At 47.7% G+C, this 5,520-nt stretch carries 6 protein-coding genes and 1 pseudogene; all 7 read right to left on the bottom strand.

All coding sequences use genetic code 11. The features are described from left to right. A pseudogene (locus Q0372_RS03500) lies at positions 1–483 on the bottom strand (homoserine dehydrogenase); the annotation flags it as partial. Further along, complete coding sequence (locus tag Q0372_RS03495) at positions 483–1,688, bottom strand: LL-diaminopimelate aminotransferase (protein ID WP_298102611.1); 1,206 nt, start codon at positions 1,686–1,688, stop codon at positions 483–485. The gene Q0372_RS03495 and the pseudogene Q0372_RS03500, both read right to left, overlap by 1 nt. A 528-nt stretch (positions 1,689–2,216) precedes the next feature. Beyond that, positions 2,217–3,236 carry a hypothetical protein gene (locus tag Q0372_RS03490; RefSeq protein ID WP_298102608.1) on the bottom strand — a complete coding sequence of 340 codons (1,020 nt, stop codon included), beginning with the start codon at positions 3,234–3,236 and terminating at the stop codon, positions 2,217–2,219. Continuing rightward, a complete protein-coding gene (gene rlmB, locus Q0372_RS03485) occupies positions 3,208–3,909 on the bottom strand; it encodes a 23S rRNA (guanosine(2251)-2'-O)-methyltransferase RlmB (protein WP_298102604.1) in 702 nt (233 codons plus the stop codon). The genes Q0372_RS03490 and rlmB overlap by 29 nt, the downstream gene beginning before the upstream one ends. Before the next feature lie 35 nt (positions 3,910–3,944). Further along, a complete protein-coding gene (rsmI, locus tag Q0372_RS03480; protein WP_298102599.1) occupies positions 3,945–4,760 on the bottom strand; it encodes a 16S rRNA (cytidine(1402)-2'-O)-methyltransferase in 816 nt (271 codons plus the stop codon). Beyond that, positions 4,761–4,961, bottom strand: coding sequence for a 50S ribosomal protein L31 (gene rpmE, locus Q0372_RS03475; protein WP_177387662.1), 201 nt, complete (start codon positions 4,959–4,961; stop codon positions 4,761–4,763). A 330-nt stretch (positions 4,962–5,291) separates the two neighbouring features. Beyond that, positions 5,292–5,520, bottom strand: a 229-nt coding sequence (locus Q0372_RS03470; RefSeq protein WP_298102595.1) for a 16S rRNA (uracil(1498)-N(3))-methyltransferase, incomplete at its 5' end; no start/stop codon positions are given.

Genomic DNA, 5,520 nt, shown 5'->3' with positions numbered 1-5,520 from the left:
CCCAACTTCGTGGATATCGTGCCGTTTATCAATTACGATGCCGATTATTTTTTCGATACGATTGGCGCTTAGCCCCTCGCGCAGGGTTTTGATAATCGGAATTCCGCCTGCTACGCTCGCTTCAAATCCAAAAGGCGTATCGCCCGCTAGAGCCTGGAGCTTGTAGCGATGATAAGCCAAAAGTGCCTTATTTGCGGTAACGACCGCTTTTTTGCGCTTTAAAATTTCGCTTACGATCTCGTAGGGCTTTTCTACCCCGCCCATGAGCTCTACAAAAACGTCGATATCGTCGCGCTCGATGATACTTTGCGCGTCGCTGCTAAGCGGAATTTGCACGCCCCTTTTTTTGCTCGTATCGCGCACGAGCCCGATTACGGGCTCTATGTTAACGCCTGCACGCGCAAGAATGATATCTTTGTTTTTGATCAAAATGTTTGCAACTTCGCTACCTACGGTGCCGACGCCTAAAATCGCTACCTTCATCAGATCTCTTTCAAATATTTTTTTATATTTCTAGCAGCCTGGCGGATCCTATTCTCGTTTTCGATAAAAGCGATCCGCACGTAATCGTCTCCCGCCGCACCAAAGCCCACGCCGGGACTTACGGCGACGCGCGCCTTGGTAAGAAGCTGTTTGGAAAACTCCATGCTCCTTAGATGAGACGCCGCGGGCGGCAATTTCGCCCACGCAAACATCGACGCGCTAGGTTTTGCGATCTGCCAGCCCGCGTCCGCAAAAGCGTCAATCAAAAAATTTCTACGCTTCTCATAGCTCGCGCGGATCTCCTCTACGCACTCTTGCGGCCCGTCCAGCGCGATCGTGGCGGCTACTTGGATCGGCGTAAACATACCGTAATCAAACCAAGATTTGATCTTTTTAAGCGCGGCGACGAGCTTTTTATTACCGCTAACAAAACCCACACGCCAGCCCGCCATATTGTAGCTTTTAGAGAGCGTGTACGCCTCGACTGCGACGTCTTTCGCACCCTGAACCTCAAAAATCGAGGGCGTTTTGTAACCCTCGAAAGCGATCTCCGCGTAAGCGATATCGCTGATGATATAAAACCGCTCCTGCCGCGCCATCGCCACGAGCCGCTCGTAGAAGCTTTTTTGTACGACGACGGTGGTGGGGTTGTGCGGGAAATTTACGACGACGTATTTTGGGCGCGGAATGCTCTCATCGAAGGTTTTTTGCAGATCGATGAAAAATTTATTCTCATTAAAATTTAAATTCTCATCATAGGCAAGCGGGATTTTAACGACGTTGCCGCCCGCGATAATGAAGGCTTGAGTGTGGATCGGATACGCAGGATCGGGCACTACCGCGACATCGCCCGGATTTACGATCGCGCTTGTTAGATGCACGAAGCCCTCTTTAGAGCCCATCACCGCGACGATCTCGCTTTCCGGGTCCAAGATCACGCCGTATTTGCGCTTGTACCAATTCGCGCAGGCAAGTCGCAGCTTGTAGATGCCCTGGCTTACGGAGTAGCCGTGCGTCTTGTCCTTTTGCGCGCTTTCGCAAAGCTTGTCGATTATATGCTGCGGCGTCCTGCCGTCGGGATTGCCCATCGAAAAATCGATTATATCCTCGCCGGCTCTGCGTGCAGCCATTTTTATGGCGTTAACCTCGGCAAAAACGTAATTTGGCAAACGCTCGATTTTTGAAAAACGAATTTCGTCAAACATCTCAAACCTCTTATCTTAAAGTAATTTTCAAGCCATATTTAAAATTTCGCGCCTTAAACGCAGCGATCTGCTCGTACCGCACGGAGGCAAAATTTCAAGCCTTAGCGTCGATGCGGCGGCGATTTTATATTGCTAAGGCGATTTTAAAATTTTACCACACTAAAATTTTAAAATCGCCGAGACATTGATCATTTAAATTTAGCGCGTCGACACTTTGCGGCGACATTTAAATTTACGTCCGCTCAAAACGATAACGATCAAAGCTGCCGTTTTTACGCCATGTCCTCGAACGACAACCCTTTAAATTTATCGCGCTACCGCAAGCGCCCGCACCGTTTGAAATTTTATCGCACCGTTAAATTTTGCCTGCGCCGCTTAAAATTCTATCTAAGGCGGCGCGGTTCAAAACCCTCTAAATTTACGCTCGTGGGTTTATTTTAAGTTGCACTCGCCGCAGCGGACCGAAATTCTATCCTCGGCGGCGGCAAAAGCCCTACGAGCGAAGAGCCGCACACGAGAACGAGGATTTTACCACTTCTTGCCCTTGTTTAAGCGCAGAAACTCATCGGCTGAAATTTTAGTGATATTGCCATCTTTGACGTGGAATTTTTGAGTGTTTCTTTCGCTGAAAGTTACGTTGCCATCGGCTTTGCCGAGCTCAAACATCCCGTGGCCGGTAGAGATTAGCAGTTCCTCATCTCCTTGCGAAGCGACTACGTAAGGGGCATTGATGACCATCTCGCGCTTCTTGCCGCTTTTTAGATCGATGATACCGATCCACATTTTGCCGCGCGGATTAAGCACGATATCTTTGCTGGGTGCGGGCGCGCTTTGAGTAGCGTTTCCGTCGGTGGAATTTTCCTCCGTTTTGGCACTCGCGCGCTCAATCCTGATAGAGCGGTCCAGCGCATTGAGCGAGCTTAAATTTTCATCCGCAGCAGCGGCTGCATTAATATCCGATTTTAGTGCGAATTTTTCATCTGTAGCGTTGTGCGAAATGACGTCGATACCGATGTTTTCAAGCTTTTTTTGAGTGTTATTTACGATTGGAGCGTCCGAGTAGGTGGTTTTGTTTTGTTCCCATAAAAGCGAGCCCAAAAATTCGCCGAAGCTTTTATAAAGTCCAAAATAAAAGATCGCGCCTATGATTAATACCATCGCAAGCAGCCATAAAAGCCAACCGCTGCCGCTTTTATTAGGGCTGACCCTTTGACCATAAACCTGCTCGACTTTGGCCTTTTTAACGGGCGCGAAGCTCGCTTTGGCGCTCTCAAACTCGCTAAGCCAGTCCGATAGATCCAGCCCGAACTCGCGCTCTAAAATTTTAATGTAACCCCTAACGTTAAAATTTGCTAGCTTTTCGAAGTCTTTGTTTATGATGTATTCTAAATTTTGCGCGTCGATGCGCGTCGTACGCGCAATCTCGATCAGATCCATAGATTTTAATTTATCTAGATCGCTGCTTTTTGGCTGCTGCGTTTGCTCCGGCTTTTCGGTTTGTTCTGCCTGCTCGTCCGTATTATTTAACTTCTCTTTTATTTCTTCCATTTAAAATTCCATCGCATAGTATCGCAAATGCCGCGCTTACGTTAAGCGAATCCCAGCCTTCGCGCATCTTTATTGATACCGCGTGGTCGCATTTTTTAAGCGCTCTAGCAGGTATCCCCTCTTCTTCGTTCCCCATTACGAGTGCGCTTTTCGCGCCGAGCTTTAACTCCTTAAAGTTCGTCCCGTCCGCACTCGCGGCGTAAATTTCAAAGCCGCTTTGTTTAAGCTCGTTTATCGCGCTAAGCCCGTCTGCGACCTTAACGACGTTTAGCTCGTACGCCGCGCCCGAGCTTGCGCGCACTACGCCCGCCATATTTAGATTATTTGCGACGACGATCACGCTATTTGCACCCAAAGCATAGGCGCTGCGCATTATCGCGCCGATGTTTCCGATGTCGGTAAGCCCATAAAGGATCGGCACGAATTTATCGTCTTTGACGCTAGCAAGATCGCCGAAGCTGAACTCCTCCACCTCGGCCAAGAAGCCTTGATGGTTGCCGCCGCGAGCGAGGGCTTGAGCTTTTTTCGCATCGGCGCGCTCGATTTTTACGCCGGTCGCGGCGATCTTTTTAAAAATTTCTTTCTCGCACTCCTTTGCAAGGATGATGCGGATAAATTTCTGCGGATGCCGGTTTAAAAGGTGTAAAAACAGCTGCTTGCCGTAAATAATCATTTTGGGATTTTAGCGAAAAACGGTTAAAATATGACTTAGCGTATCAAATTTTTATATATTTCTTTGGCGGGTTCGCCGCTGATTTTTGAGAGCAGTTTCGCTTTTATTTTCGGCGCGATCTCAAGTGATAGAATATCTTCTTGCGTGATTTTTTCAAAGCTTTTCTCGCCTGCGCCGTCAATCACAACGCACCATTCGCCGTTTAAATTTGCGCCGTTTAGGCTGAATAGGACCTCCGCGGCGCTACCGAAAAATTTGGTTTCAAATTTTTTGGTAGCTTCCTTGATCGCAAAAATTCTGCGTTTCGCATCAATCCCCGCGATCTGCTCAATTAGCTTTATTACGCGCTTTGGAGATTCGTAAAGTACGCACGGATATGGGCTTTGCATTAAATTTATAATCTGAGCTTTGCGCTGCGCGCCGTCATTGTTCAAAAAGCCTAAAAAGCTAAATTCTTTCTCCACCAGTCCGCTTGCGGCGGCTGCGAGCAGCAGAGCGTTTGCGCCGCTAAGCACCTCGTAAGGCACGCCGCTTCGTTGCGCAAATTTTACGAGCGCAATTCCCGGATCGCTGATGCAGGGCATGCCTGCGTCGCTTACGTATGCGCAAGCTTTTTCGCGCAGAAGCGCCGCATCAAAGCCCGCGAAAAACTCCGCTTCGTTGTGCGTGTGCAGCGAGTAGAACCGTGAAATTTTAAATGAAATTTGAAATTTATCGGATAATAGGTTTAGAAGTTTTTTTGAAACCCTCGTATCCTCGCAGATTAGGATTTCGCAGCTTTGCAATACCTCAAGTGCGCGGCTCGAGATATCGCTTAGATTTCCTATCGGCGTAGGAATGAGATATAGCAACTATTTCATTCCGTATTTTTGCTTAAATTTCTCGACGCGGCCCGCGCTATCTACGATCTTCTCGCTGCCTGTGAAAAACGGATGGCAGTTGGAGCAGATATCGACGCGGATCTCAGGCTTGTTCGAGCGCGTTTTAAAAGTGTTTCCGCAAGCGCAAGTAACGGTCGTTTCGACAAAGTTTGGATGGATATCTTTTTTCATTTTTGATCCTTTTTGATGATTTTAAAAGGCAGCGATTATACAACTTTTTTATCTAAAAAGCAAATTTAAAGGGTTTTAAAAACTCTCGGCAAAGCGGCAATTTTTTTCGATCATGCTTTTTAAGCGCGAAGAATTTTAAAATTTAGCCCGCTTTGCGGGTAAAATTTTGATTTACTGCGGCGTGCAAAATACAGCGCGCAAAGATACGCCGCAGCGAATACGTGCCGCGCGTTAAGCCGTCGATAAACATAGCGGATCGCGCAGAGCAAATTTTAAATTCCAAAAATTTCAAACGCGCGATCTTTTTAAATTTTAAAATTTGCCGAGTGCTTAAAAGATCAACTTCGCGCAAGTTGCAATCAGCGCGGTGTTTGAGCGCAAAATATAGGGGCTATTAAGCGCATAGGCGTTTTTAAATTTCTCCCTTTCGCGCGGCGAAAATCCGCCCTCCGGGCCGACGAACGCGATCTCATCGCCGCCGAAAATGTCGATGTTCTTGCCGCCAAAATCGATCAGGCTTACGTTTTTATATCTTTGCGCGAGCTCGTCCGAGCCGCTC

It is taken from the genome of uncultured Campylobacter sp. (assembly GCF_937997405.1).
Lineage (GTDB): Bacteria > Campylobacterota > Campylobacteria > Campylobacterales > Campylobacteraceae > Campylobacter_B.
The sequence above is the reverse complement of the archived record's forward strand: the minus strand, read 5'-3'. Positions and strand labels throughout refer to the sequence as shown.